Genomic DNA, 24,794 nt, shown 5'->3' with positions numbered 1-24,794 from the left:
GCGTTCAAATCGGAAGCATTTGCAGTTGGCGCCATCGGGAACTATCAGCCGCTTGATCGAGTTTCCCTCCCCCCATCCGATGCCTGTCCGCAAACTCTTCCGATATTTCTCGGCGCCCTCGCCGCTCCCGGCAAGCCTGCCCCAGGGCCGCCGCTTTTATGCGGTGGGCGACATCCATGGCCGGCGCGACCTGCTGGACGAATTGCTCGCGCGGATCGAGGACGATGCAGCCGCGCGCGGACCGGCTGACACACTGGTCATCTTCCTCGGCGACCTCATCGATCGCGGCCCCGATTCGCGCGGCGTGGTCGAACGGCTCATGGCGTTTCGCGACGGGCCGGTGCCGAGCCGCTTCCTCATGGGAAATCACGAGGAGGTCTTCCTGAAGGCCTTGAAGGGCGACCTCAGGGCGCTGCGGTTCCTGATCCGCATCGGCGGGCGCGAGACGATCCTGAGCTACGGATTCAGCGAGGAGGAGTATCGCGCGCTCGATTTCGAAGCGCTGCTGGCGCGGCTGCACCGCGCCGTGCCGCAGGACCATGTCGACTTCCTTGCCGGCTTCGAGCGCTGGATCGAGGCGGGCGACTATCTGTTCGTCCATGCCGGCATCAGGCCGGGCGTTGCGCTGGAGGAACAGACCGACGCGGACCTGCGCTGGATCCGCGACGATTTCCTGCAGCACCGCGAGGATTTCGGGCGGATCGTCGTGCACGGCCATTCGATCGCCGACGAGGTCGATCTGCGGCCGAACCGCATCGGCATCGATACCGGCGCCTATGCGAGCGGCCGCCTGACCGCGATCGGCCTCGAAGGCAGCGAACGCTGGTTCCTGTCGACGGGGCCGATGTCGGCCTAGCCGCGTTCGGCGAGCTTGCGCTCCCAGGCGAGCGCATCGGCCACGATCGTGTCGAGATCGTCGCGCCGCGGTCGCCAGGGCAGGGTGGCGAGGATCCGCCCATTGTCGGCGACGAGCGCCGGCGGATCGCCCGCGCGGCGCGGCGACACCCGCCGATCGATCGTCATGTTGGTGACTCGATCGACCGCATCGAGCACTTCGATCACCGAAAAGCCGCGGCCGTAGCCGCAGTTCATCACGTGGCTTGCGCCGGGCTCGGCGACGAGCCGGTCGAGCGCGTCGACATGGGCGGCGGCGAGGTCGCTCACATGGATGTAATCGCGCACGCCGGTGCCGTCGGGCGTGTCGTAATCGGTCCCGAAAATGTCGACATGGTCGCGCTTGCCGGTCGCCGCCTCGACCGCGACCTTGATGAGATGGGTCGCGCCCGCGGTGGACTGGCCGGCCCGGCCCGCCGGATCGGCGCCGGCGACGTTGAAATAGCGAAGCGCGACATGATCGAGATCGTGCGCGAAGCTCGCGTCCCGAAGCATCTGTTCGGTCATCAGCTTCGACCAGCCATAGGGATTGATAGGCCGGGTCGGCGCGTCCTCCTTCACCGGTACGGTTTCGGGGATGCCATAGGTCGCCGCCGTCGAGGAAAAGATGAACCGCTTCACGCCGCCGCGAACCGCGCTTTCGATGAGCGAGCGGCTCTTGACCGTGTTGTTCTCATAATAGCCGAGCGGGTCCGCCACTGACTCCGGTACGACGATCGAACCGGCGAAATGGAGGATGGCCCCGATGCCGTGATCGGCGATCAGGGCGCCGACGAGCGCGCGATCCGCAATGTCGCCCTGAACGAAGGTCGCCTCGGCCGGAACGGCCCAGCGGAAACCGGTGGTGAGATTGTCGATCACGACGACCGGCCAGCCCGAATCGAGCAGGGCGAGAACGGCATGGCTGCCGATATAGCCGGCCCCGCCGGTCACGAGCACCGGGAACTTGTCTTGCGTCATCAAATGGGTCCTTTGGCGGGCGCATAGCGGCTTCACGGCCCGACCGGAAGCCGCGCCGCGCCGCGGCCGGCCTCACCCGCCCGATGGCAGCGGCAGATGGACGAAATCCGGGTCGGGCGGCCGTCCGGCGATTGCCGCCGCGCGAATCTTCGCGATCTCCGCCTCGAACAGCGCGATGCGCTGGCGCCAGTTCGAATGGGTGGGGGCCGACAGGAAGCTGAGGCCGCGGCGGCCGAATCGTGTCCAGAAGCGCACCGCCGCCTGCGGATCGTAGCCGGCACGCGCCATCAGATAGACGCTGAGCCGGTCCGCATCGTCCTCCGTCTCCCGGATCAGCCGCGCGTTGCGGCCGAAATTGCCGAGCAGCCCGCGCGAGATATGCGCGGCATCGAGCCGGGCGCGGTGATGCAGGAGATTGTGCGCGAATTCATGCGCCAGCACCGCGGCGAGCTCGTCGTCGTCGGCGACATAGTCGGCGAGCGCGGTCGTGATCTGCACATATTGGCCGTCCGCCAGCGCGTTCAGTCGCGCCGCGGGGATCAGCTGGAAACGGGTCGGGCAGCCGCGGACCGCCGCGACCTCGATCGCCAGGGTGCGATCGCCGCGGCGGACGGCGAGCGAGGCATGGCCATCCGCGAAGGCCGCATCCAGCGCGTCGAGGATTCGCGCGCCGCGATCGAACGATCCCTGCGCGACCCCGGCCGCGCCCGGCAGCGGCGCGCCGTCGATGCTGGTCACATGATCGTCGAGCTGGAGACCGGCACCGGCCGCCGGGCCGTTTGCGGCCAGCGCGAGCACCGCGGGATCGTCATCGAGGCCGAACGCCTCGACCGCCGCCGCGCGCCAGTCCGCGCCATATTGGGTGATCTCGTGAAGTTCGAGACCAGGCAGCCAGGCGGGATCGGCGCACCAGCCGTCGCTCGCGGCGGCGAGTCGGAAGCCGATCGTCGTCACGCGCTGGTCGAACCCGCGCATCGCCGTCAGCGACTGGGCCAGCGGGCTTTCGGCCGCCACCGGCGCGGCGGCCAGCAACGAAGCGATCAGGACGGCGAGAAATCGATATGACAACTGATTCTTTCTGGAACCGAATCGGCGGATCACCGTTGGGCGTCGGCAAGCGAACATAAACCACTTGCAGGTCAGGAACCCAGTCCTGTGCTCAACCGGAAGACCGTAATTGCCGCAGGTACGCAATCCGGCAACAGTCGCATGGTCTTCACGGGGCGGCGCGGAATTGGGCTTGTCATCAAAGGGACGCTGTGGCAGTTCGGTAACCGCCAGCTCAACAGGGAGTTTGACATGAGTTTCAAGAAGGCATCTTTGGCGGCGATGCTCGCGGTGTCGATGGCCGGCACGCCGGCGCTCGCGCAGACCGCGGCCCCCGCCTCCAAACTGTCCGTCGCGACGGCCCATTCCGCCCGCGCTGGCGCGAACGCGACCGACGCGAATGAGCTCGCCGGTGGCTGGGTCATTCCGCTGCTTGCGGTGCTTGCGGCCATCGCCGGCATCATTGCCCTCGCCTCCGATGGTGGCGACCGCCCGTCCAGCCCCTAGTCGGCTGAGCGATGAACGAAAAATAGCGGCTCTCGGGCCGCTATTTTTTTGCCCGGCGCCCGGGAAGCGCCGGCTCATCCTCCTTTGATCTTGGCCGAAGGCTTCTGTAACGGTCCCCGCAATGTCGACTGCTGCGCCCACCATTGCCGTCATCGGCCTCGGCTATGTGGGCCTGCCGCTGGCCGTCGCGCTTGCCGAGCATTTTCCCACCGCCGGGCTCGATATCGACGCGCAGCGCATCGCCGAGCTGCGCGAAGGCCACGACCGCACGGGCGAGATCGGCGCCGAGCGGCTGCGGCAGTCCGCCTTGCGGCTGACCTCGGAAGCCGCCGAGCTGCCTCCCGCCGACATCTACATCATCACGGCGCCGACCCCGGTGGACGACGCCAACCGGCCCGATCTGTCGCCCTTGCTGGGCGCCGCCGAGACGGTCGCCCCGTTGCTCGATCCCAAACGGCGGCCGATCGTCGTGTTTGAAAGCACGGTCTGGCCCGGCGTCACGGAGGAGGTTTGCGGCCCGGCGATCGAACGGCTTTCGGGGCTGGTGCGTGGCCGCGATTTCTTCCTCGGCTACTCTCCGGAGCGGATCAACCCGGGCGACCGCGAACATACGGTCGACCGGATCATCAAGGTGATCGCGGGCGAGAATGACGACGTCGCCGCGCGGCTTGCCGACATGTACGGGCGGGTGACCAGCGGCGGCACCTTCACGGCCGCCTCCATCCGCACCGCCGAGGCCGCGAAGGTGATCGAGAACGCCCAGCGCGACATCAACATCGCCTTCGTCAACGAGATCACCCAGATTTTCGGCAAGCTCGGCCTGTCGGCGCTCGACGTGCTCGACGCCGCGGGGACGAAATGGAACTTCCTTCCCTTCCGGCCAGGGCTGGTCGGCGGCCACTGCATCGGCGTCGATCCTTATTATCTCAGCCATTGCGCGCAGAGCGTCGGCCACCTGCCGCGCGTCGTGCTGGCGGGCCGATCGATCAATGACGGCATGGGCACGTGGCTTGCCGATACGCTCCACACACGGCGCGCGAGCCGGACCGGCAAGGCGCTCGTGCTCGGGCTCACCTTCAAGGCCGACGTGCCGGACCTTCGCAATTCCAAGGTGGTCGATGTCGTGCGGCGGCTGGCCTGGCTCGGTCACGACGTCACCATCCATGACCCGCTCGCCGATCCGGACCATGCCCGGCACGAACACGGGCTGGAGGTCAGCGCCGAGATGCCGTCCGGCTCCTTCGACCTGATTCTGGCCGCGGTGCCGCACCGCAGCTACCGGATCATGACCGGCGCCGCAATCGAGGCGCTGGCGGCGGAGAATGCGCTGGTCGCCGATCTCGGCGGCATCTGGCGCGACATCGATCTGCGCGCCGACCTCGATCGCTGGATCCCGTGAGGGCCGCGGCGTGACCATTCTCGTCACCGGCGCCGCCGGCTTCATCGGCTACCACGTGTCCCGCCGGCTCATGGAACGCGGCGAGGCCGTGATCGGCATCGACAATCTCAATGATTATTACGATCCGACGCTGAAGCAGGCGCGGCTTGCCGAGCTGGAGAAGGTGAATTCCGGCCGATTCGCATTCCGCCGCGTCGATTTCGCCGACGCCGCTGCGCTCGACGCGGCGATCGGCGGCGCCGATTTCGACCGCATCGTCCATCTCGGCGCCCAGGCGGGCGTCCGCTACTCGCTCGAAAATCCGGCCGCTTATGCCGCCTCGAACCTGGTCGGCCATGTCAACATGCTCGAACTGGCGCGGCACCGGCAAGCGCGCCACTTCGTCTACGCCTCCTCCTCCTCGGTCTATGGCGGCAATGAACGCCTCCCCTTCCGCGTGGAGGACCGCGTCGATCATCCGGTCTCGCTCTACGCCGCGACCAAGAAAGCGGACGAGCTGATGAGCGAGACCTACGCCCATCTCTACCGGATCCCGGCGACTGGCCTGCGCTTCTTCACCGTCTACGGCCCCTGGGGACGACCCGACATGGCGGTGTGGGGATTCACCAGGAACATCCTCGCAGGCGAGCCGATCCAGGTGTTCGACGAAGGCCGGATGAAGCGGGACTTCACCTATATCGACGATGTCGTCGATGGCGTCGTCGCCAGTCTCGACAGGCCGCCGGCGGACGACGGTTCGACCAAGCCGGGCGGAAGCGTTGCGCCCCACGCGCTCTACAATCTCGGCAACAGCCGGCCCGAGGACCTGACCCGCCTGATCGCGCTGATCGAGCTGGGCTGCGGCCGGCCAGCGATCCGCCAGCCGATGCCGATGCAGCCGGGCGACGTCGCCCAGACCTATGCGGACATCGCCGCCAGCCGCCGCGACCTGGGCTTCGAACCACGAACCACACTGGATGAAGGCATTGCGCGCTTCGTGGAGTGGTTCAGGGGTTATCGTTCGGCGCGCGACTGAGGCCGGGGCCTTCGAACCGCTCTGCCACCAGCGACTTGGTCACGCCCAGCACGCGCTCGCGCCAGATCCGGGCATCTGGAAACAGACAGCGGACCTGCGCAGCGCTGAGCAGCGAGATTCGCTGCACATATTGAGTCGCCTCGCCGGCATCGGCGAACTTCTTGGACCGCCCGGCCGCCTGGACGAGCGCGGCGCGGGTCTGTTCGGGCAGCCAGTGCACGAACGGCAGCTTGAAATGCGGTTCGATCGGGAACCAGATGTTCGGCGTCTGGACGAAATAGTTCGGCGCGAGCCGCCGCACCTCGCGCGCCATCATCTCCATCTCGCGCCAGTGGCCGACATGCTCGATGACGCTGTTGGAGTGCACGACATCGAACGAATTGTCGTCGAATGGAAGCGCGCAGGCATTGCCTTCGACGACACGGACATTGGCCTCCTGCCGCTCATCGGCCCCGAGATTGACAACGGTGATTGTCACGATGTCGTCCCCGTAAAGGCCCGGCAGGGCACGCCAGAAGCCGAGCGTGCCGCCGATATCGACAATGCGGAGCGGTCGCGCACGGAGCGGCGCGATATGGGCAAGGAATCGCTGCATCCGCTTCTGCCTGAAGCGGTTGGCGAGATCGTGCTGCTTCATGCTTCGGCTGGCCTCGCGTGAGGCGCGCGAGAACCGGAACTCATTGCCGAGGCCTAGAAAGCATTACGGTGGATGAGGACGCGGAAGGTCGCCGCGATGATCTTGATGTCGCGCCAAAGCGTCCAGCCGGCGAGATATTCCAGATCCGCGTCGAGCCGGTTGGTCAGATCCTCGCGCTTCTCGGTCGCCCCGCGATAGCCGCGCACCTGGGCGAGGCCGGTCAGCCCCGGCTTCACCGCGTGACGCTGCCAGTAGGTCGGGTCGATGTCCCAGAAGAGGCGGTCACCGGCGCGCGAGCCCAGCGCGTGCGGCCTCGGCCCGACGATGCTCATCGCCCCGGACAAGACATTGAACAGCTGCGGGAGCTCATCGAGGCTGGTGGCGCGGATGAAGCGTCCGACCCGGGTGATTCGCTCATCGTCGCGGCCCGTGGAACGCCGGCCGTCGAGATCGAGCCGGTCCACATACATGCTGCGGAACTTGTACATCCGGAACCAGCGGTTGCCGAGGCCGACGCGTTCCTGCGCGAACAGGATCGGGCCGCGCGAATCGATGCGGATGGCGATTGCGACCAGCGCCATGAGCGGAAGAACAAAGGGCAGGACGAGGATGGTCAGCGCGAGATCGAGCGCGCGCTTGAGGAAGCGGTCGACGATGCCGAGCGGCGCGGCCGCCACGACCAGCGTGCTGCGTCCTTCATAATTCCCGATCCCGAGCGAACCGAGCGCGTCGAGCTCCGGCGCGAGCACCTCCGCGCGAACGTCGGCGCCCTTGAGCACCGTGGCCCAGTGCATCCGCCGCTCCGGCGGGCACGCCACCAGCACCTCATCCGCCGCCTCAAGCGCCCGGCCAAGCCGGTCGAGCAGGGTCGGATCGTCCAGGCGAGGCTCGAGATTCTCGCGCTTCGCATCGAGGACGACGACGTCCTGGCTCGCCGGCAGGCGGGCGCCGTCCTGGATGATGACGCGGTTGAGCGGCGCGCCGCCGAGCGTGCGGCGTGCCAGCGCGCCGATCCCGTAGCGGGCGGCCGGAACGAGCACCAGCGCGATTGCGGATCCGAGGCCGAAGGTGGCCCGTGAAAATTCCGCGCCAACCTTGAGGAAGAAGACGGCCAGGGCCACCACGCTCAGCGTGATCAGGAAGGCGACGATCGCGCCGCCCCCGCCTGTGCGCGGCTCGACCACAGAGGAGATATTATAGGTCTTCTGCCCTGCGGAGATGACGACGAAGGCCGGGAGGACGACGCCGAGAATCATCAGCGCCTGATCGTGCAGGGTGCCGAACCGGATCAACGAGGCGAGCGAAAAGGCGAGCGAGATAGCCGCGATATCGGCAAGGGCGGCGCCGACCCGAAGACAGGCGCGCCAGGCCCGGCGGGCGCGGAGACGCTTGAGATCGGGACTGCTCGGATCTGCGGCCAGCCCGCCGTGCGCGGCGGGCACATAGGCGTCGGCCGCATCGGACATGGGTGAGAACAGATACGCCTGCTGTCGCACTCGCGTCACCTCTACTCCCGGTCTGCCGGTTCGCACATCACGTTGAGGCCTAGTATAGGCAAAGGAAGGATGCCAGAGCGCGACTGCATTTCCTCGCTGAATTGGCTCGACACGGCTCGAAAGCGCCCGGCGCGACAATGATCGTGAGGCACAATTGTTCATAGGAAAAACGTGCGAACCGACAAAACCGTATTTTTACTGGGCTGGATTCTGAGGTGACTAGTCCTATTAGCACCACTTTCGGGCGGATCGATGTTCTGATGGTGGCGTCGGCAGGCGGCCATTGGCAGCAGCTGATGCTTCTACGGGAGGCCTTCGACGGGCGCGACGTTCACTATGCGACCACCCTTCGCGGGCTCGCGCTGCAGTCGGGAGCGACGCCCGCACATCTCATTCCGGATTGTAACCGGAACGCCCCGATTGCGACCCTCCTTGCAACCTTTCACATCGCGCTACTTCTCGTGCGGCTTCGCCCGCGAATGATCGTGACCACCGGGGCGCTCCCTGGCCTGATCGCCATCGCCGTGGGGCGCCGGCTTGGCGCGAGGACGGTGTGGATCGACAGCATCGCCAATGCCGAGGAGATGTCGCTCGCCGGAATGAAGGCACGAACCCATGCCGATCTGTGGTTGAGCCAGTGGCCGCAGGTGGCACGCGACACCGGCGCCGACTATGCTGGATCGGTCCTATGATCCTTGCAACCGTCGGCACCCAATTGCCCTTTCCCCGGATGATCGAGGCACTCGATCGGATCGCGGGCCGCCATTCGTTCGCGGTGTTCGCGCAAACCGCCGACCGGGCGTGCGGCGCGCGCCATCTCGATCACGCGCCCTTTCTCGCGCCGGACGAGTTCACGACGCGCGCGCGCACGGCCGATCTGCTTGTCGGCCACGCCGGGATCGGCACGGTGCTGACCGCCAAGAGGCTGGGCAAGCCGCTGATCGTCTATCCGCGCCGCTTCGCGCTTGGCGAGCACCGCAATGACCATCAGATGGCCACGGCCCATGCTCTGGCGGAGGTGAAGGGGATTTACGTTGCGTGGGACGATGCGGGATTTGAAGACCTGCTGACCGCCGGCCCGCTCGCCCCGGCATCGATGGAGGAAAGCGATGCGCGGCGCGCCCTCGTCGCCAGGCTGCGCGCCTTCGCGGCGGAGATCTGAGCGCAGTGCGGGGGAAACCAGCGGCGCGCAGCAGCGTTGTGGGTCCGCCTCGCGCTGACGGCGCAGGGACGGCGATATCGGAGGCGGCGAATGGCCCGGGGATTTTCAACGACGAGCCGGATCGACCGGCGCCTTATCCTCGGTGGCCTGGCGAGCCTCGCCTTTTCCGGAGCGACCGCCGCGCCGCCGCGCACGATCAGCCACCAGGGCGACGGCCGGACGCCTTTTGCCAATCGGGGGCGCCTCACCCTGAGGAGCGGCATTGCTTACGGCGCCGAAACGCCGCAGCAGGCCCACAATATCCGGATCTTTCCCCAGCGCGATATAAACAACCCGCTGATAAGAATAGAACTGCGGCCCGGCGAACGCCGATCCAACGAAAGCGCCACCCGCGAACGGGTGGAAGTCCGTTCTGACCACAGTGGGCGCAACGGCAGCGAAAGGTGGTATTCGGGCGCCTTCTGGATCGGCGATTTCGTCCCCGATTCGGTGTTTAACATAATCATGCAGTGGCACAGCGATGCCGCGTCCAGCCGGATCGGCCCATGGCTCCGCTTTTCCTTGCCGACCGGCCGGGTCGGTCAGGTAACAATCGCCCATCGCGGAACCGATACACAAGGCCATGATCGCCCGTTGACGGGCGTGACTCTCGACCTTCCGACCCAGACCTGGCACCGATTCGTGGTGCAGGCGCGCACCGGTGTCACAGATGGCCTCTTGCGAGTCTGGATCGATGGCCGTCGTGTCATCGACTGGTCCGGGGGTCCGCTCGGCGATTTTCTGCCGAGCGGAAACCGCCGCGCGAGCATGGGTTTCATGAAGTTCGGATTTTATCGCTGGGCACTTCGCCCGGACCGGGAGCCAGTCCGGTCCACAGCTCTTCTATGGTTCGCGAATATGGAAGAAGGTACCAATCTCTCTTCCCGTATCCATGACCCGTTGCCGCTGCCTCGAATTCCCGCCGTCGATTGATTTCGTCGGCCTCACCCGGCGGTAGCGCGTCGATAGACAGCGATAATCTTGGCGGATGCCGTCTCAAGCGAGAAGTGATCCCTCCAACGATCAAACCCCCGCGCACCCATGTCCCTTCGCAGGTCCGGCGCACGGCAAAGTTTCTCCAGTGCCGCGCCGAGTGGTTCAACCTCGCCGGGCGGAACAAGGAACCCTGTTTCCCCGTCGACGACCTGACTGGGGATGGAGCCGACTTCGCTGGCAACGACCGGTAGTCCGCACGCCATGGCTTCCAGAATCGAAATCGGCTGGTTTTCTACAAGCGACGGCAGGACAAAGACGTCGGCACGGGCAAGCAACTCGGCAACATCTCCCTCGCCTAGCCAGCCGGGAAATTCGACTAAGTCGCCGATCCCGGCCTCATTTGCCGCCCGTCGATAGGTGTCGAGATCGCCATTTCCCCCAATAAGCGCACGAAAGCGAGATCCACGAGCCTTGAGCAGAGCCAGCGCGTCGAGGAGGATGTCCACGCCCTTAAGCGGGCCCAGACGGCCAAGCATTACGATCAACGGCACTTCGTGGGTCGGGTCGGCGCGCCTCGCCGGTTCGGGAACCCCATTTTCGACCACGACAATGCGCTGCGATTCCACTCCCAGCCTGGCGGTCACGAATGCACGCGAGTGCTCACCCAGGATGATGACCGTATGGGCCTTCCGGAACATCGAACGAGTCGCGCGCGCCGCAAACCGAGGCAGGCGATCGTAAAAGGGCTCGAAGCCGCCTCCATGCAGGTGCAATATCACCTTCGCTCCGGCCCATCTCGCCGCAGTCGAGAAGACGATCTTACGGAAGGTCGAGGCGCGGGGCGCCACGTTGATATGGGCCACAGCGACGCGATGCAGAGCCAGTCGGCCCAAAAATTGAGCGAAGCCCGCAAGCACGGTAACATGCTTGACCGGGCCGAGCACAGCCCAGCGCGAAGTCTGCACGATCAACGAGATATCCGCCGCGTCTTTCGCGACCTGCCGACACAGATATAGCGTCGAACGTTCGATCCCGCCTTTTCCGGCAATTCCGTTCGCAAGAACGATCGCGACTGATTTGGACTTGGGCACGCCTGACTTTCGCTTCCCTGCCGTTCCGAGCGTCCGCTGGGCGATAAACGGCTACTGCCCCGCGAGCAACCGAGCCAGGCGCGCCTTGTTGGCATCCCGGCGCCTTGCTACGGCGATCTGCCGAAATGATTGATCGGCGTCGTGTCGACTGGAATGCCTTTGCCTCGCGCTCACACCCTTCCGCTTTCAGTTGCGCGCGCGCAGCGCCCCGTCGGCGGAATGTCCACGCGCATCACCTGGCTCGGCGGACTGGTCGCCGCCTTCCTGGCCGCGCGCCTGATCTACCAGTTGTTCCAGAGCGAGTATAATTCTTCATTCCTGGACGAAGGGTTGGTTGCGGTGCTGGGGCTCTGCGCGCCACTCGGTGTCATGCGTGCGGGACGAACGCTCAACGGCTTCGCCTATCTGATCGCGATGGCGCTTTTTATCGGCTGCGTGCTCGCCTCCAGCCTGCTCCACGATTACTCATTCGAGCGCGGCAACAAGGTTTTCTATATCGGTCTGTTGCTCGACGGGAAATTTCTTGCGCTCTTCCTAGGGGCCTACGCGCTCGCCGCGGGACCGAACGCGTATCAGCGATCCAGGTGGACGCTGGAATGGATCATGCTGGGCCTGATCGCGATCGCGTTAATCAATTCGCTGCAGGTCCTGCGGGACGCGTTCGGAAACGGCGTCAGCATCGACGGGACCGACCTGCGCATACGAGGCCCCTTCTTCCGGCCCAACGGCTTCTTCCATCATCCGGTGGCCAGCGCGCAGGTGACACTCATGGGGTTCATTGCAGCGTTGGGACTGCTTGCCCGACGCTTCTCGCCCACGCGCGTCGCGCTCGCCGGCTATCTGCTCGCAATCCTGCTCGTCCACATCTCGGTGAAGGAGATCATCGTCGGAGTGCTCGCCACCGCGATGTTCGTTCTGGTCTATGTGCGCAACGACGCGTTCACCAAGACAATCGCGGTTCTGCTGACGCTTTGCGCGGCGGGCGTCATCATCGCCTCACCGGTCGGTGATCAAATTACCGACCGTGTGACCTTTTATGCCGGCGACGAAGGGTCGGATTCGGTCCGCCGCGCACTCTATCGAGGCGCATGGGACATCGGCAAAGAACTCGCACCCTTCGGCAGCGGGACGAGCACCTTCGCCAGCGAGGGATCGCGGATCGACGGCTACAGCAGCCTCTATTTCACCAATGACGTGTTCGGACGATGGGGCGCATCCTACAAGAACGACCGTTTCCTCGTCGACGTTTTCTGGCCGAAGATTCTCGCTGAAGACGGGTTTTTCGGCCTGCTCTTCTTCCTGGCAATGGTCTATCTGCCGCTCAGCGGCGCGGCGCGGCTCCTCATCGCCGACCGCAAGCCGGAGGACTTCGTGCTCCTCTCGGGTCTGGCGGGCGTGCTGGTGATCTCGATTGCATCGCCGGCCTTGAGCGAGGAATTCACCGGCGTCCTGTTCTACGTGTTTTCCGCGCTCGCCATGGTTCGCGTAGCGGTGCGCTTCAATCTTCGCAGGATCAGGCGGGCCAGGGCCCAGGCCCGATGGTCGGCGGGGCGCGTGCCGAACGCGCCGATAAACTATGCAAGGAAAAACCATGGACGCTAGGCGCATTCAAATCGGGCGCCTCACGGTCGAGCTTTCGGGCTCAGGCCCTCTTTTCGACGTGGCTGTCGAGGAACTCGAACGCCAGCCCGTCGCATCGGCGGAGCGGCCGGCCGATCTCGTCTTCAATTTCGGCCCGGTGGAGTTGCCTGACGGGGCTTATGTCGACCTTGGGCCGTTCCGCGTCGGAAAAGGGTGGATATTCGTCCGCGACAAATATCTTCCGCACCTGATCGACTGCACGGCGTCGCGGACGCGCGTGACCGTCGAGGCGAAGATCAGATATCTTGGATCGACGGTCGTTCGACAGCTGATCCGCCCGATCGACCATTCATATAACGACGTCTGGCGCCGCATCTCGAAGCGCTTCTATTATGTCGTATTCAACCAGGCCCTCCAGCTTCACCAGCTTCAGCGAGGACAGACTCTGGTTCACGCCAGCTCCTGCGCCAACCGCGACGGCGCACTATTGCTGATGGCCTGGGGCGGGATCGGCAAGACGTCCAGCCTGATCCAGCTGCTCAACGAAGGAAGCTGGCAATTCCTGTCCGACGATCTCGGTATCATCGATCGCGAAGGACAATTGTTCAGAAGCCCGCTCAAGATGCAGATCTATCCGTACAGCCTCGCGGGTGAGGACGAATTGTCGCGTGGGCTCATGCGAGGCAGATCGATCATGGACAGGGCCCAATGGGTTGCGCGGCGACGCCTTCTCGGTCCGAAATCGGTCCGCCGGCGCGTTCATCCCGAAGATCTTTTCGGGAAGGATCGCGGCGCCGTCTCGGCGCCGGTCACGCGCGCGATCATGCTGCGCCGCAGCAACGTGTCGCAATGCGTCTTTCGCGCGATGCCGATCGCCTCGGCTGCCGAGATGAGCGCGCACATCCTCGAATATGAGCTTCAGCTGTTCGGCGCCATTCTGGCCGCGTCGGCAGCTGCGGGAACTGCGGAGGAGGGATTCGGGATCGGGCTGGACCAGACCCGGGCCACCGCTCTCGCAGCGGAGACGATCGCGTCCGGTCTCGCGAAAATGAACGCCCGCGTATCCCTGCTCGACATTCCGTTGCAGGCAAAGCCGGCGGACTTGTTGGCGGCGCTCACACAGTATCTCAATCCGGCTCGGTAGCGTCGGCGCCGGCGACAACTGCGTAGATATTGACAGTAAGATTTTTCTCCAGAAGTCCGACCCGCCGCGCGCAATCGGACAGAACCCCCAGGGGCCTATCCGGGACCCGTATCGCGGGCGCGACGGACACTTTTCAGGCCGGCCTCGCAAAGCCGCCGCGCCGACATGCTCTTGCGAGAAATGTTGGCACGCGCCTAAGTGGCCGGATGTCCGCGCCCTGACTGGGCTCGCGGACGCAGGCAAGGCGGGCCGAAACTTCACTTGAGCAATCCCTTCAGGACATTCGTTCGCGCCGCGCACCGGGTCGGGCTGGTCAGCCTGGATCAGGCGATTTCGAGCGTCACCAATCTGGCGGCCTCGCTGATCGCGGCCCACGCCCTGCCGCCGGCCGAATTCGGCGCGTTCGGCATCGTCTTTGCCACCTACATGCTGGTCATCTTCCTGGTGCGCGCGGCAACCGGCGAGGTGCTGCTGCTCAGCGGCGAGGACCACGCGAAGCGCGAGTCGACGACAAACCTGGTCATCGCGCTCGCCGGCGGGCTGGCCGGCGGCGTCGCCATCGCCGCCGCTGCGCTCGCGGTGGGCGGACCCACCGGCCGCGGACTGCTGCCGCTCGCGATCGGGCTGGCGGGGCTCACGCTCCAGGACGCGATCCGCTATGTCGGCTTCGCGACACGCCGGGTGCGGCTCGCCCTGATCAGCGACCTGCTGTGGCTCGGCCTCATGCTCGCCTTTTTCGCGCCGGCGCTATGGCGCACGCTCGACATTGGCGAGGTCTCCGCGCTCTGGGTGGCCTCGGGCGTCGCCTCGGCGATCGGGACGCTGCCTTTCGCCCGGCTTGAGCGCCCATCGACGGCGCGGATGCGAGGCTGGCTGCGCGCCAAACGCGGCCTGATGCTCAACCTTGTCGTCGACCGCGGGCTCGTGTCCGGATCCCAGCAGGGAGTCATCTACATCATCGCCCTGCTGATCGGCCTCCAGGGCAATGCCGCCTATCGCGCCGCCCAGATCGTGATGGGGCCGGTGAATGTGCTCGCGGCCGGCATCATGACATCAACCGTTCCCTATCTCGTCCGCATCTGGCGCGATCGACCGTCGCATTTGATCACGCGCGCCGCTGCGATCGCCGCCGCCACCGGCGTCGGCTTTCTGATCCTCACCCTGACCATCGCCGCCATGCCCGATTCGATCGGCCGGCCGCTGATCGGCCGCTCCTGGGCACTGGGCGCGCCGGTCCTGCCGATCATGGCGGTCATCGTGTCGGTCCAGGCCCCGAATTTCGCGGCGCTCGGCGCGCTTCGGGCGATGGGAGGGGCCGGATCGGCGCTGGCGATCCGAATCCTCGTCGTCCCGGCGACGCTGGCCGCGGTGGCGATCGCGGCGCTTTCAGGATCGATCGCGGCGGTAATGTGGACCCAGGCCGGCTGCGTCGCCGTCGCCACGACCTTGTGGTGGCTGCTGGCGCGGCGCGTTCAACGGCGGGCGCTGGCCGAACGCCCCCGCGGCGACGGGGCGGGCGCGCCGGCGGTGCTCGCGGCTGAGGAGTGAGGCGGCGCCCGCCGCTTCAGCTAACGCGCGCGGATCGAGATATCGTCCAGCCACGGCGTTTCCGGCTGCGTGTCGAGCCCGGCGCCAGCCTGCAGATAGACCCATTGCGCGGGGCACCGCGCGGCGGGCACTTCGAAACCGAAGGCGACCGCCTGGCCCCCGGCGGGGGCGGGCGCCAATCGCCCGTCGAGCAGCACCTCTCGCGCATCATTGGCGCACACGATCCGGACGTTGGGTCGCGCGATCGCTTCGCCGGCAATGGCGCCGGCCCGCATTCCGATCTGGTATCGGCCCGGCGGCATCATCGTGAGCTGACCTGCGACGTTGCCCGACCGGCCGTTGGACGAAATCAGCAAGAGCGCGACGCGGCCCGCCTGCCCGCGGCGGACCCCGGCAAGGTCGGGCTGGTTGGTCAGCCGCCAGTCGAATGGACCGAAGCCATCATTCTCCTCGAAGCCGCCGTTGCGGATGAACTCACCCGCCGCCGGCCGTCGCCGGCCCAGCCGGGCATCGAGCGCGCGCGCCGCATCGAAGGCGCCGATATCAACCATCCGGCGAAGCGCGCGTCCCAGATCGTCGCGCTCAGCCGGATCGGCCGGGTCGAGCCGGAGCGCGAGGACGGTGCGGGTCAGCGCGGCAGGTGAATCGCCATCGGCGATGAGCCGATCGAGAAAATAGCTCCACCAGGGCGGCCGCTGGGCGATCAGCCGCGTCAGCGGTGGCGAGATCGCCGGATCGGCCGCGGCCTGGACCAGGATCGGGAGCAGGACGTCGCGAGCGCGTGGCGAGGTGCGCAGCGCGCGATCATAATGGGTGAGGGCGCCGTTGATGTCGTTGCGCTGGACCCTGTCCTCGATGAACCACAGCTGCGTCGCGAGGTCGCGCCGCGACAGCGTCTCGGCATAATGGAGGAGCCGGTCCGACGCGGCGTGATCGCCCCGCTGCGCGTAGACCAGGCCGAGCGTCCGCGCGGCGATGACATTGGTCGGATCGCGCTCCAGCGCGCGGATTGCGAGCGTCTGCGCGTCGCCCAGGCTGGCCGGGCTCTGCGGGACGACCGACAACTGGTTTGCCGCGGCCGCCGCGAGCCCGGCGCTGCCCGCCGGCCACCAGGACAGGGTGGTTTCGAGGCGCCGAGAGCCCAAAACGGTCGAGATGGTCGATGCCTGCGCGATCCACCCGAGGATCGCGGCGCCGATTACGATCGCGGCGCCGCGCATCCATTGGGCCATCGGAATCCGCGCAATGGCACTCACGATCACCTCCTCAAGGAACGGACCGCGCCAGCGGCATGGGATGGATCAGGCCTGATCCTTGGCGACCTCGCCGTAACCATAGCCGTAGCCGTAATCGTATCCGTAGCCGTAATGGGCGCGCTTGGTGTCGAACTTGGTGAGCACCGCGCCAACGATCTGCGCGTTCGCCGAACGCAGGCGGCTCAGCGCGAAGGAGGCGGTTCCGCGATGGGTGCGGTGCGCCTCGACGACGAAGACCATTCCCTCGACCGCGCTGCCCAGCATGAGCGCATCGGCGAGGCCCATGACCGGCGGCGCATCGAAGATGATCTGATCGAACTGCTCCCGAAGCCGCTCAATCAGCTGCGGCAGACGCTCGCCCGAAAGCAGCTCGGGCGCGCTCGGCGGCTGCGGGCCCGCGGTCATCAGCGACAGGCCCGGATAGGCCGTCGCATGCACCATCTTCGCCAGATCGTCGTCGCCGGCCAGGAAATTGCTGAGGCCCGCCCCGTTCGCGACGCCGAAGGCATGATGCATCGATGGCGAGCGCATGTCGGCGTCGATCAGGAGGATGCGACGGCGCGATCGCGCGACCGATCGGGCCAGCGCATAGCTGGTGATCGATTTGCCCTCCGCCGGCCCCGAGCTGGTCACGGCAAGGCTGCGCGGAATGCCGTGATCGGTCGCGAAGGACAGGGTCGTCATCAGCGACAGATAGGCCTCGGATGCCATGGACTTGCTGTCGTCGAGCGTCTCCAGCGGATCGCTGTCCTCGATCTTCGGAACCGATCCGAGCAACGGCACCTTGAGCTCGCGCTCGACATCGGAAGGATCGGCGATGCCCTGGTCGATCTGCTCGAGCGCGAAGGCGCCGCCGATTCCGACCATGAGGCCCGCGAGCAGCGCGATCGCCATGTTGAGCAGGAGCCGCGGGCTGGACGGCTTTTCCGGGACCTCAGCCTGATCGACGATCGAGATGTTGTTCACCCCGACCCCGCCGGCGACGCCGATCTCCTTGTAGCGCTGAAGCAGCGCGTCGTAGAGCTGCCGGCTCGTGTCGACGTCGCGCTGGTAGATATTGTACTGGATGCTGCGGCGGCGAAGGTCGAGCACGCCGCCCTGGAGCTGCTCGACCATCCGGCGCAGGCCCTGCTCGCGCGCGACGGCGGCGTCATAGGTCTGCCGGAGCGTCTGCTGGACGCGCCCCTCCTCCGCCGCGATCGCCTGATCAAGCTGCTGGATCTGCGTGCGCAGCGCGACGGCGGGCGGATAATTGGGTTCGAACTGCACCATCATCTGGGCATATTGGGCGTTGGCGAGCGCGCGTTGCTGGCGCAGGCCGTTGATCGCCACGTTGTTCAGCGCCTCGTCGACCGCGCCGTTCGATGCGTGAAGCCGGCTTTCGGCCTGCATCCGGGCGACGGTCGCCTGGGCCAGCGCCTGGTTGATCGTTCCCAGATCGTCTTCGACCAGCGAACGCTCCGGCGCCGTCGCGCCGGGCGTCTGTGGCGCGGTGCCGGTGGGCAGGTTGATGATGTTCTGCTGCGCCGCATAGCCGACGAGCTGGCGCTCGGATTCATCGATGCGCCCGCGCAGCTGGGCGAGGCGCTGCTCAAGGAAGGTGCGCGCGTATGAGGTCGCCTCGAACCGTCGCTCCAGCGTGATCCGGATGAAATTGGCCGCCCAGGAATCGACGATCCGCTTCGAGAGCACCGCGTCCGGGCCGGTGAATTCGAGCGTGACGAGCCGCGACAGCCGCTCCGGCGCGATGTCGAAATTGTCGAGCAGCACCTCGCCGGCCTTGCGGATCCGCTGCTCGCGCGTGGAGGCGGACTGGACCGGACGGCCATCCTCGAACCAGCCCGACGTGCCCGGCGCGTTGAATTCGTCGAAAAAGGCGGCATTGTCGAACAGCTGCAGCTCGGTCGCGACCCGCTCGGCAAGGGCGCGCGACTGGAGCAGGCCGTATTGGGTCTGGTAGAATTCCTGGTCGACCGACGTCGTCGCCTGCGGCTCGGCACCTTCGATATTGGTGAAATCATTGCCCTCGCGGCGGATCTCGACCATCGCCGAGGCGGTATATTTCGGCGTCATCAGAAGCGTGACGGCGAGGCCGGCGAGCAGCATCCCGACGATCGCGCCGATGATGAACCACTTGCGCCGCCGGGCGACGGTCATGATCTGCGTGATCAGCGGCGGCGCGCCGTCGTCGAGGCCCGCCAGAGAAACCTGGTCCCCTTCGGCTCCGGCGAGGAGCGGCGTTCCGTGGCGGAATTCCATGTCGTTCATGCGAAATCTGCCCTCAGCGCCGGATTGCCGCGACGATCGGCGTGGTCAGGAGGTTGGAGCTGCGAAGGACGTCCTGGAAAATTCGGCGCGCCTGGTTTTCGCCGACGACGACGATGTCGTTGGGATAGATTTCCGGATCGGCGTAGATGCCGCGCCGGATCGCCCGTAGATCGTAGAGCGCCGCCATGTCCTGGCCGTTGACCTGGCGAAAGACGACGACATGCTTCTGCCGGGCATATTCGGTGACCCCATGGGCCTGGGCGAGCGCGCTCATCAGCGTCACGCGGCCGAGGAAGGGATAGACGCCAGGCTGCGTCACCTCGCCGTCGACGGTGATCCGCAGGCTCTGGGTCTCGACGACGTTGACGCTGACCTGGGGATTGCGGACATAGCGCGAGCCGAGCTGCTGCTGCACGAAGGAGGCGAGTTCCGGCGGCGTGCGGCCCGAGGCGGCGACGACGCCGATCAGCGGCAGCTGAATCTGCCCCTGGGCATCGACCTCGACGGTGCGGCTCAGCTCCTGGATGCCGAACACTTCGACGGAAATCTTGTCGAACGGCCCGATCAGGTGGACACGGGTCGCGGCCGTCAGGTCCTCCCGCGTCGGCGGGGGCAGCGGCGCTTGATGGACGTAGTTCAGATCGGCGCGCCCGACGAACCGCGAAGGTGCGCATCCCGTTGCCAGGAGAGCCGCTCCGGCCGCCAGGAACATCCCAAACTTCATCACGCATCACCCTCATATACACGCCGGGGCGTCCGGCGGTGGCGCTTAGTGCATCGGTCCATCACGGTAAAGTGGCGGGCCCGGGATGTTCGGCATCCTCGCTCCCCCTGCGACGAACCGATCCTGCGGCAAGCCAGCCGGCGGCGAAAACGAAGATCACGCCAAGGAGCGGGGTCCGTAGCGGGTAATCGACGATGCTCGCAAGCAGGAACTGGAGAATCATCACCGCGCCGAGCCGCCCGAGCAGCGTCTTCGGCGATGGATGGCGATAGGGCCTGATCGTCCGCAGCGCCGCGCGCGCGAACCAGATCAGGAAGGCGGCGATCAGCAGCAGCGCCGGAATGCCGCCGGTCAGCGCCATTTCGACCAGCTCGTTATGGGCATGGTTGAAATATTCGACCGACAGCCACGGATCCGGCTCATACATGCGGAAGACCGGATCGAAGGAGCCGAAGCCCGTGCCGAAGGGCATGTAATCGCGCACGATATCAAGCATCAGCGGAAAGTTGCGGATGCGAAGCTCCGTCTCGCTGTCGTCGACAAGAAGCCCGACCCGCTGGAACGACCAGGCCCGGCCGAGGATCGCCACGAGGGCCGCCACGACAAAGGGCAGAACCCACATGCCGGCCCAGATCAGACGCCCCTTTGCCGTGTTCCAGAATTGGCCGAGGCGGGACCAGGGCGCGATGAAATAGGCCGCCGCGATGCCGAGCAGGGTCAGCGCCATGCCGGCGCGCGATCCGGTGATCAGCACCATCGGGATCAGGAACAGGCCGATGCCGACGGCGATGAAACCGCGGGCGCGACGATATTCCGGGCTTTTGGACGGCATCATCGTCCACACGCGGAGCATCGGATAGGTCGCCGCGAGGAGCGCCGCTTCGTGGTTGCGGTTGGCGAAGAACCCGACCGCGACCCCGCTATGGGTGATCGCGTAGAGATAGGCGCCGCTGTGCGCGCCGCCGGCGATCTGCGCCGCGCCGAGCAGCGAGCACAGCACGGAGGCCCCGATCAGCACCGGGAGCAGGGAGGCGCGCTGTTCGTCGCGAAGCGCGGTGAAGCCGATCAGGGCGGCGAGCGGCGGAAGGCAGGCGACCAGGCTGTTGATGGTGAGATCGGGCGTGAGGCTGAGCGGCCGCCACGGCTGGGCCTGGCCGAGCGCGGCCGCCGCCTCGCCGAAGCGCGCGCGGCCGGGCAGGCCAAGGAACAGATCCGGCGGCAGCGGAACGAGCTGGATCGCGATGATGAGCACAAGCGCGGCGAACAGCGCGAACAGCGGCTTGAGCTCTCCCGGGCGCACCGGCTTCAGCAGCAGGAAGGCGGCGAGCGCGGCAACCGCCGCGGGACGCAGATAGAGAAGCGAGAGCACATCGGGTCGCGACGCGCCGCCACCGAGCACGCACAAGGCGAAGAAGGCGACAAGGACCGCGAACGGCAGCAGCGGATAGCGCTCGACCAGGGGCGGCAGAGCGCGCGGATGATGCCGGCGGCGGCTCCTGCCATGGGATTGGGTCCGGCTGGCGGTCATCGGGCGGGCGGCGTCCTAATCTTCGACGATCTGGATCGGGAAGGCGCGCGCCCTCGGGGAGCGCGCCTGATCGAGGCAGCTGTTCAACGCCGCACGCGCTTCCGGCGGCAGGCGGCGCCACTTCACGCTATCCACCTGCACCAGCGACGGGTTCGAGCGATCGGTCACGAGCCCTCTCGCCTCGGCCTGGGCGATGGCCGCGACGCAGGGATCCTGCTGCTGCGCCTCGATCGGCACGGCCGGCGCCTTGGCCAGCACGACCGGCTCGCCAAGCCCGGGCAGGCCGAAATAACGGACGGCGAGCGCAAGGAAGAAGATCGCGTATATGGCCCGGATGGCAACAATCGCCTTCGGTCGCAACAGAGCAGCGGCGGCCGGCGCGAACAAGAGCAGGTAGAGCGCGCTGATCGCGAGAATCGCCATGGCCGCCGACATCGCGCGGTCATAACACGATGGACGTGCCCGAACTCAAGAGAATCGATCGGCGTCAATCGAGCAGGCTGAGCACAAGCCTCGGAATAAGCAATCCGAGCGCGAGAATAAGCAGCGCGACGAGGACGAGACCCTTCCGCCGCCGCGCGATTCCGATCGATGCCAGCGCGATCACCACCGCCGCCCAGACCAGGACGAGCGCGCGCATCACCATGAAATAGCCTGGGGAGTTGATCAGAATTGCCGGCCTCCGGTGCGCGTCGCGGGCCCTATAACACGGGCACGACCCACGGGTTCAAGCCGCGCGGCCGCCGATTGCGGCTGCGACGGGCTGGCAGGTCGCGGCCGCCTCGCCTATTGCCCGCGCGACAGGCGACGACGGAGGCGCGGGAAGAATGACCGGCATCGCTCTTGAGGTTCGGCCCGTCGCGCGGGTCTGGGGCCGGCGCGATCTTCCCGACTGGGCGGGCCCGCCGCCCGCAGGCGCGGATCCGATCGGCGAATTGTGGCATGTCGATCGTCCGGGACGCGACGACGCGCTGCTGGTCAAGCACATCTTCACCGCCGAGCGTCTGTCGATCCAGGTCCACCCGAACGACGCGGACGCGCATGCCCGCGGCCTGCCGCGCGGCAAGGACGAGGCCTGGTTCATCCTCGAGGCCGATCCGGGCGCGGTGATCGGCCTTGGTCTCACCCATGCCGTCACTGGCGAGGCGCTGCGTGCCGCCGCGCTTGACGGCTCGATCGAGCGGCTGATCGACTGGCGGCCGATCCGGGCCGGCGAGCTCATCTATTCTCCCGGCGGCACCATTCACGCGATCGGCGGCGGCATTTCGCTGGTCGAGATCCAGCAGAATCTCGACCTCACCTATCGGCTCTACGATTATGGCCGCCCGCGCGAACTTCATCTCGACGATGCGGTGGCGGTCGCCCATGCCGGGCCGTATCGGTTCGCCTTCGATCCGGTCGAGATCGCGCCGGGGCGTCGGGCCATCGTCGCCGGGGCATTCGTTGTCGAGCGCTGGACGTTCGCGAACCAAGCGCGGCTCGCGGACGAGACCGGTGAATTGCTCCTGATCCCGATCGCAGGGAGCGGCGCGCTCGACGGCGACCAACTCGCACCCGGATCGGTCCGGCGCGTCGAGGGCGGCGCCGAACTGATGGCGGGCGCCGGCATGGACCTGCTCGCCGCCTATCCGGGGAGCGCCGTGCGCGGCGATATTTGCAGCTTCAAATAAGCGATCCGCGGCCGTCCTTGCCCAGCGCGTCGACAATCTCCTTGACCCGCTGCGCCTGATCGCGCGGCACGACGAGCACCGCGTCCGCGGTGGCGACGATGACGAGATCGTTCACGCCGATCGCGGCGATCACCGGCCCGTCCGAGCGGATCAGGCAGCCGCGCACGTCGAGCGCGACGACATCGCCGGCAATCGCGTTACCGCCCTCATCATGGGGGAGTCGATCGTGCAGGGCGTCCCAGCTGCCGATGTCGGACCAGCCGATCGAGACCGGCATCACCGCGACCTTCCCGGCCTTCTCCATCAAGGCATAGTCGATCGATTGCGAGGGGGCGGCGCGAAAGGCGGCGGCTTCCGGCACGATCCGCACCCCATCGCGCGCGGCGCGATCGAACGCCTCCCTCGCCGCGGCGAGGATTTCGGGCGCGTGCGTCCGCAGCCCCTCGATCGCCACGTCGGCCCGCAGCAGGAAGATGCCGCCATTCCAGTCATAGCCGCCATCGGCAAGGTAGCGCACGGCCGTTTCGGCATCGGGCTTCTCGACGAATCGTTCGGCCGCGAAGACGCCTTCGCCGATTGCCGCGCCGCGCCGGATATAGCCATAGCCGGTCTCCGGCCGGTCCGGCGCCATGCCGAAGGTCACGATCCATCCCTCGCGCGCGAAGGGCAGCGCGCGGCGGACGGCCTCGCGAAAGCCCTCCGCGTCGGCGATGAGGTGATCGCTCGGCAGCACCAGGAGCACGTCATCCCCCGCCGCATTGAGCGCCGCGAGCGCGATCGCGGGCGCGGTGTTGCGTTGCGCCGGCTCCAGGATCAGCGCGCCGAGCTGCTCGACTTCGCGCGCGATCGCATCGGCCTGGGCGGCCGCGCCGACCGCGACCGGGGCGGCGAAGACCTGCGGATCGCCGACGCGCGCGACTGTTTGGCGGAGGAGCGAATCCGGGCCTGCGAGCGCAAGCATCTGCTTTGGCCGGGCGGCTCGCGACAGCGGCCAGAGCCGGGTGCCGGAGCCGCCGCACAGGATGACCGGGGTAATTCGTGCTTCGCTCATCAGCCCACTTAGCCGCGCAGGCGGCGCGCGTGAAACCCGCTAAAGCCGCGTGCGCACGCTCCACAGCTCGGGGAATGCACGCTTGGAGAGGGTCGACTGGAGATAGGGTACCCCGGGCGTGCCGCCGGTGCCGCGCTTGAACCCGATCACCCGTTCGACGGTGACCACATGCTTGTGGCGCCAAGACGCGAGCGCATCGTCCACGTCCATCAGCTTCTCGGCGAGCTGATAGAGCGGCCAATATTGCTCGGCATCGCGATAGATCGTCGCCCACGCCGCCTCGACCTCGTCGAAGGGGCGGTAGGGCTGGCTCCAGTCGCGGGCCAGCGCAGCGCCGGGGATGGCGAAGCCGGCGCGGGCCAGCGCGGCATTGGTCTCGTCCCACAGGCTCGGGCTCTCCAGCGCCGCCGCCAGCAACGCACGCCCCTTCGATCCTTCCTCCTGGAAGCGAAGGTGTCCGGCCTCCTTGAGGCCGAGGCGGAATTCGAAGGCTCGGAACTGCGCGGACTGAAACCCGCTCGAACCGCCGAGCACATGGCGGAAGGTCAGGTAATCGGTCGGGGTCAGGGTCGCGAGGACGTCCCACGAGAGGGTCATCACCGCCTGGATTCGCGACACGCGCGAAAGGATCTTGTGGACCTCGATCAGCTTGTCGCCGCGAACCAGCGCCGATGCGAGATCAAGCTCGTGCAGGATCTGCTTGAGCCACAATTCCTTGGTCTGATGGATGATGACGAACAGCAGTTCGTCATGGTGATCAGACACCGGATGCTGGGCGGCAAGAAGGCGGTCCAGCGCGAGATAGCCGCCATAGGTCATGTCGTCGGGCGCACCCATCGCG

At 66.8% G+C, this 24,794-nt stretch carries 24 protein-coding genes; 11 read left to right on the top strand and 13 right to left on the bottom strand.

Annotated elements, in window-relative coordinates; genetic code table 11:
• Positions 1-79 precede the first annotated feature (79 nt).
• On the top strand, positions 80-856 hold the full coding sequence (locus FRZ32_RS06835; protein ID WP_147042807.1) for a metallophosphoesterase family protein: 777 nt from the start codon (positions 80-82) through the stop codon (positions 854-856).
• Here the strand turns inward: FRZ32_RS06835 and galE are convergent.
• Both galE and FRZ32_RS15230 read right to left on the bottom strand, forming a co-directional pair.
• Entirely contained in the window at positions 853-1,854 is a 1,002-nt protein-coding gene (gene galE, locus FRZ32_RS06830; protein ID WP_147042806.1) for a UDP-glucose 4-epimerase GalE, read from the bottom strand. The genes FRZ32_RS06835 and galE overlap by 4 nt on opposite strands.
• 72 nt (positions 1,855-1,926) lie before the next feature.
• Positions 1,927-2,922 (bottom strand): M48 family metallopeptidase, encoded by a 996-nt coding sequence (locus FRZ32_RS15230; protein ID WP_158635853.1) that lies wholly within the window; start codon positions 2,920-2,922, stop codon positions 1,927-1,929.
• Positions 2,923-3,009: 87 nt separating this feature from the next.
• Between FRZ32_RS15230 and FRZ32_RS15225 the strand changes: the two genes are divergently transcribed.
• The 3 genes from FRZ32_RS15225 to FRZ32_RS06815 all read left to right on the top strand — a co-directional run bounded on the left by FRZ32_RS15225 (position 3,010) and on the right by FRZ32_RS06815 (position 5,822).
• On the top strand, positions 3,010-3,408 hold the full coding sequence (locus FRZ32_RS15225) for a hypothetical protein (RefSeq protein ID WP_158635852.1): 399 nt from the start codon (positions 3,010-3,012) through the stop codon (positions 3,406-3,408).
• Between the two features lie 121 nt (positions 3,409-3,529).
• The gene (locus FRZ32_RS06820) at positions 3,530-4,807 is read left to right on the top strand and encodes a nucleotide sugar dehydrogenase (RefSeq protein ID WP_147042804.1); all 1,278 of its coding nucleotides are present in this window, start codon (positions 3,530-3,532) and stop codon (positions 4,805-4,807) included.
• Between the two features lie 10 nt (positions 4,808-4,817).
• Complete coding sequence (locus FRZ32_RS06815; protein ID WP_147042803.1) at positions 4,818-5,822, top strand: SDR family NAD(P)-dependent oxidoreductase; 1,005 nt, start codon at positions 4,818-4,820, stop codon at positions 5,820-5,822.
• On the opposite strand, the gene FRZ32_RS06810 is transcribed toward FRZ32_RS06815, so the two are convergent.
• Entirely contained in the window at positions 5,794-6,459 is a 666-nt protein-coding gene (locus FRZ32_RS06810; RefSeq protein WP_205008246.1) for a class I SAM-dependent methyltransferase, read from the bottom strand. The two genes, FRZ32_RS06815 and FRZ32_RS06810, sit on opposite strands and share 29 nt — an antisense overlap.
• Positions 6,460-6,512: 53 nt before the next feature.
• A complete protein-coding gene (locus FRZ32_RS06805) occupies positions 6,513-7,925 on the bottom strand; it encodes an exopolysaccharide biosynthesis polyprenyl glycosylphosphotransferase (protein WP_205008245.1) in 1,413 nt (470 codons plus the stop codon).
• Between the two features lie 290 nt (positions 7,926-8,215).
• Here FRZ32_RS06805 and FRZ32_RS06800 point away from each other — a divergent pair, with 290 nt between their 5' ends.
• The 3 genes from FRZ32_RS06800 (at position 8,216) to FRZ32_RS06790 (ending at position 10,089) form a co-directional block, all read left to right on the top strand.
• Entirely contained in the window at positions 8,216-8,647 is a 432-nt protein-coding gene (locus FRZ32_RS06800; RefSeq protein WP_147042801.1) for a glycosyltransferase family protein, read from the top strand.
• Positions 8,644-9,117 carry a glycosyltransferase gene (locus tag FRZ32_RS06795; RefSeq protein WP_147042800.1) on the top strand — a complete coding sequence of 158 codons (474 nt, stop codon included), beginning with the start codon at positions 8,644-8,646 and terminating at the stop codon, positions 9,115-9,117. Before FRZ32_RS06800 ends, FRZ32_RS06795 begins: the two co-directional genes overlap by 4 nt.
• Positions 9,118-9,207: 90 nt before the next feature.
• A complete protein-coding gene (locus FRZ32_RS06790; protein WP_147042799.1) occupies positions 9,208-10,089 on the top strand; it encodes a heparin lyase I family protein in 882 nt (293 codons plus the stop codon).
• 11 nt (positions 10,090-10,100) lie between these two features.
• Here FRZ32_RS06790 and FRZ32_RS06785 read toward each other — a convergent pair whose 3' ends face one another.
• Positions 10,101-11,183 carry a glycosyltransferase family 4 protein gene (locus FRZ32_RS06785; protein ID WP_147042798.1) on the bottom strand — a complete coding sequence of 361 codons (1,083 nt, stop codon included), beginning with the start codon at positions 11,181-11,183 and terminating at the stop codon, positions 10,101-10,103.
• A gap of 219 nt (positions 11,184-11,402) precedes the next feature.
• Between FRZ32_RS06785 and FRZ32_RS06780 the strand changes: the two genes are divergently transcribed.
• The 3 genes from FRZ32_RS06780 (at position 11,403) to FRZ32_RS06770 (ending at position 15,456) form a co-directional block, all read left to right on the top strand.
• Positions 11,403-12,785: an O-antigen ligase family protein gene (locus tag FRZ32_RS06780; protein ID WP_147042797.1), complete on the top strand. Its 1,383-nt coding sequence runs from the start codon at positions 11,403-11,405 to the stop codon at positions 12,783-12,785.
• Between the two features lie 58 nt (positions 12,786-12,843).
• Positions 12,844-13,908 (top strand): hypothetical protein, encoded by a 1,065-nt coding sequence (locus FRZ32_RS06775; protein WP_147042796.1) that lies wholly within the window; start codon positions 12,844-12,846, stop codon positions 13,906-13,908.
• 261 nt (positions 13,909-14,169) lie between these two features.
• A complete protein-coding gene (locus tag FRZ32_RS06770) occupies positions 14,170-15,456 on the top strand; it encodes an MATE family efflux transporter (protein ID WP_147042795.1) in 1,287 nt (428 codons plus the stop codon).
• 20 nt (positions 15,457-15,476) lie between these two features.
• Here the strand turns inward: FRZ32_RS06770 and FRZ32_RS06765 are convergent, their stop codons facing one another.
• The 6 genes from FRZ32_RS06765 to FRZ32_RS15220 form a co-directional block, all read right to left on the bottom strand.
• Positions 15,477-16,712 carry a tetratricopeptide repeat protein gene (locus tag FRZ32_RS06765; RefSeq protein ID WP_147042794.1) on the bottom strand — a complete coding sequence of 412 codons (1,236 nt, stop codon included), beginning with the start codon at positions 16,710-16,712 and terminating at the stop codon, positions 15,477-15,479.
• A gap of 45 nt (positions 16,713-16,757) precedes the next feature.
• Positions 16,758-18,980 carry a GumC family protein gene (locus FRZ32_RS06760; RefSeq protein ID WP_147042793.1) on the bottom strand — a complete coding sequence of 741 codons (2,223 nt, stop codon included), beginning with the start codon at positions 18,978-18,980 and terminating at the stop codon, positions 16,758-16,760.
• A gap of 13 nt (positions 18,981-18,993) precedes the next feature.
• Positions 18,994-19,704, bottom strand: a complete 711-nt coding sequence (locus FRZ32_RS06755; protein WP_243445215.1) for a polysaccharide biosynthesis/export family protein — start codon at positions 19,702-19,704, stop codon at positions 18,994-18,996.
• Positions 19,705-19,765: 61 nt separating this feature from the next.
• Entirely contained in the window at positions 19,766-21,232 is a 1,467-nt protein-coding gene (locus tag FRZ32_RS06750) for an O-antigen ligase family protein (protein ID WP_147042792.1), read from the bottom strand.
• Positions 21,233-21,247: 15 nt separating this feature from the next.
• Entirely contained in the window at positions 21,248-21,655 is a 408-nt protein-coding gene (locus FRZ32_RS06745; protein WP_158635850.1) for a hypothetical protein, read from the bottom strand.
• A gap of 64 nt (positions 21,656-21,719) precedes the next feature.
• Positions 21,720-21,872, bottom strand: coding sequence for a hypothetical protein (locus FRZ32_RS15220; protein ID WP_158635849.1), 153 nt, complete (start codon positions 21,870-21,872; stop codon positions 21,720-21,722).
• A 187-nt stretch (positions 21,873-22,059) separates the two neighbouring features.
• Between FRZ32_RS15220 and FRZ32_RS06740 the strand changes: the two genes are divergently transcribed.
• Positions 22,060-22,902 carry a class I mannose-6-phosphate isomerase gene (locus FRZ32_RS06740; RefSeq protein WP_147042790.1) on the top strand — a complete coding sequence of 281 codons (843 nt, stop codon included), beginning with the start codon at positions 22,060-22,062 and terminating at the stop codon, positions 22,900-22,902.
• Here the strand turns inward: FRZ32_RS06740 and FRZ32_RS06735 are convergent.
• Positions 22,895-23,953, bottom strand: a complete 1,059-nt coding sequence (locus FRZ32_RS06735; protein WP_147042789.1) for a mannose-1-phosphate guanylyltransferase/mannose-6-phosphate isomerase — start codon at positions 23,951-23,953, stop codon at positions 22,895-22,897. The genes FRZ32_RS06740 and FRZ32_RS06735 overlap by 8 nt on opposite strands.
• A gap of 39 nt (positions 23,954-23,992) precedes the next feature.
• Positions 23,993-24,790, bottom strand: a complete 798-nt coding sequence (locus FRZ32_RS06730) for a tryptophan 2,3-dioxygenase (RefSeq protein ID WP_243445214.1) — start codon at positions 24,788-24,790, stop codon at positions 23,993-23,995.
• Between the last annotated feature and the right edge of the window lie 4 nt (positions 24,791-24,794).

It is taken from the genome of Sphingosinicella ginsenosidimutans, assembly GCF_007995055.1.
Lineage (GTDB): Bacteria > Pseudomonadota > Alphaproteobacteria > Sphingomonadales > Sphingomonadaceae > Allosphingosinicella > Allosphingosinicella ginsenosidimutans.
Note: the sequence above shows the minus strand (reverse complement) of the source record. Positions and strands in the feature narration are given on the sequence as shown.

Excerpts from the sequence above, each read along its gene's own strand:
- FRZ32_RS06835 (WP_147042807.1), top strand. The coding sequence starts at position 80 with ATGCCTGTCCGCAAACTCTTCCGATATTTCTCGGCGCCCTCGCCGCTC.
- galE (WP_147042806.1), bottom strand. The coding sequence starts at position 1,854 with ATGACGCAAGACAAGTTCCCGGTGCTCGTGACCGGCGGGGCCGGCTAT.
- FRZ32_RS06820 (WP_147042804.1), top strand. The coding sequence starts at position 3,530 with ATGTCGACTGCTGCGCCCACCATTGCCGTCATCGGCCTCGGCTATGTG.
- FRZ32_RS06810 (WP_205008246.1), bottom strand. The coding sequence starts at position 6,459 with ATGAAGCAGCACGATCTCGCCAACCGCTTCAGGCAGAAGCGGATGCAG.
- FRZ32_RS06805 (WP_205008245.1), bottom strand. The coding sequence starts at position 7,925 with ATGTCCGATGCGGCCGACGCCTATGTGCCCGCCGCGCACGGCGGGCTG.
- FRZ32_RS06800 (WP_147042801.1), top strand. The coding sequence starts at position 8,216 with ATGGTGGCGTCGGCAGGCGGCCATTGGCAGCAGCTGATGCTTCTACGG.
- FRZ32_RS06795 (WP_147042800.1), top strand. The coding sequence starts at position 8,644 with ATGATCCTTGCAACCGTCGGCACCCAATTGCCCTTTCCCCGGATGATC.
- FRZ32_RS06790 (WP_147042799.1), top strand. The coding sequence starts at position 9,208 with ATGGCCCGGGGATTTTCAACGACGAGCCGGATCGACCGGCGCCTTATC.
- FRZ32_RS06780 (WP_147042797.1), top strand. The coding sequence starts at position 11,403 with ATGTCCACGCGCATCACCTGGCTCGGCGGACTGGTCGCCGCCTTCCTG.
- FRZ32_RS06760 (WP_147042793.1), bottom strand. The coding sequence starts at position 18,980 with ATGAACGACATGGAATTCCGCCACGGAACGCCGCTCCTCGCCGGAGCC.
- FRZ32_RS06755 (WP_243445215.1), bottom strand. The coding sequence starts at position 19,704 with ATGAAGTTTGGGATGTTCCTGGCGGCCGGAGCGGCTCTCCTGGCAACG.
- FRZ32_RS06750 (WP_147042792.1), bottom strand. The coding sequence starts at position 21,232 with ATGACCGCCAGCCGGACCCAATCCCATGGCAGGAGCCGCCGCCGGCAT.
- FRZ32_RS06745 (WP_158635850.1), bottom strand. The coding sequence starts at position 21,655 with ATGGCGATTCTCGCGATCAGCGCGCTCTACCTGCTCTTGTTCGCGCCG.
- FRZ32_RS15220 (WP_158635849.1), bottom strand. The coding sequence starts at position 21,872 with ATGCGCGCGCTCGTCCTGGTCTGGGCGGCGGTGGTGATCGCGCTGGCA.
- FRZ32_RS06740 (WP_147042790.1), top strand. The coding sequence starts at position 22,060 with ATGACCGGCATCGCTCTTGAGGTTCGGCCCGTCGCGCGGGTCTGGGGC.
- FRZ32_RS06735 (WP_147042789.1), bottom strand. The coding sequence starts at position 23,953 with ATGAGCGAAGCACGAATTACCCCGGTCATCCTGTGCGGCGGCTCCGGC.
- FRZ32_RS06730 (WP_243445214.1), bottom strand. The coding sequence starts at position 24,790 with ATGGGTGCGCCCGACGACATGACCTATGGCGGCTATCTCGCGCTGGAC.